The sequence below is a fragment of the Corynebacterium sp. HMSC071B10 genome, assembly GCF_001814825.1.
Lineage (GTDB): Bacteria > Actinomycetota > Actinomycetes > Mycobacteriales > Mycobacteriaceae > Corynebacterium.
On record NZ_KV817980.1, the window covers coordinates 1 to 873 of the forward strand.

The 873-nt window shown below is 53.7% G+C and carries 2 protein-coding genes; both read left to right on the forward strand.

Annotation, left to right across the window (positions count from 1 at the left end; translation table 11 throughout):
• Window positions 1-72 precede the first annotated feature (72 nt).
• Window positions 73-372, forward strand: coding sequence for an IS3 family transposase (locus HMPREF2990_RS02580; protein ID WP_070762580.1), 300 nt, complete (start codon window positions 73-75; stop codon window positions 370-372).
• Window positions 373-422: 50 nt separating this feature from the next.
• Window positions 423-873: IS3 family transposase (locus HMPREF2990_RS12645; protein WP_246817410.1), on the forward strand; the 451-nt coding region annotated here is incomplete at its 3' end.

Genomic DNA, 873 nt, shown 5'->3' on the forward strand with positions numbered 1-873 from the left:
GGACCTGACCCCCGTTAGGTAGACACCTGATATCCAGCCCAGTTGGGTTGGGAAGAAAGGTAATCTACCACCATGCCTAGGTACTCCGAACAGTTCAAACGTGATGCTGTGGCCCTCTACGAAAACAACGAGGATCTCACACTTCACGCGGCTTCAGCAGAGCTTGGAGTCAATCGTTCCTCACTTTTCACTTGGCTTAAGCAGTACGGCACCGGCAAACGTGCCCGCACCAAAACCTTGCGCGACCAGGCCCAGGCGACGACTGACTCCGAGCGAATCCGCCAGCTAGAAAAAGAAGTCTCTAAGCTGCGCGAAGAACGCGACATCCTGCGCAAGGCCGCGAAATATTTTGCCGAAGAGACACGCTGGTAATCCGCTTCCAGTTTGTCGATGACCACCGAACCGAGTACTCGGTCAAGCGGATGTGCCACGTGTTAAAGCTCAATCGCTCCTCGTTCTACAAATGGGTCAACACCCGCGATAAACGAAGGTCAAAGATATGTTCTGACGCCCTTATTGGTGCAAGAATCAAGACCATCTTCGATGACGAGCACGGGCTCTATGGTGCTAAACGCATCGCTGCAAGCCTCAACGACGATACGGGCTTTCCCCCGATCAATCACAAGAAGGTCGCACGCATCATGCAATCCATGGGGCTTAAAGGCTTTACTAAGCGGCGTCGATGCATCACCACCAGGCGTAAGCCTGGCCACCGCGTCATGCCAGATCTAGTAAGCCGTAAATTCACAGCTGATAAGCCAAACGAGCTCTATGTAGGCGATATTACGTACCTGCCGTGTAAGGGCGGCAAGAACATGTACCTAGCCACGGTCATCGACGCCTACTCACGCAAGCTCGTCGGTCATGCGCTCG

Coding starts and splice junctions, on each gene's coding strand:
- HMPREF2990_RS02580 (WP_070762580.1), top strand. CDS start 73: ATGCCTAGGTACTCCGAACAGTTCAAACGTGATGCTGTGGCCCTCTAC.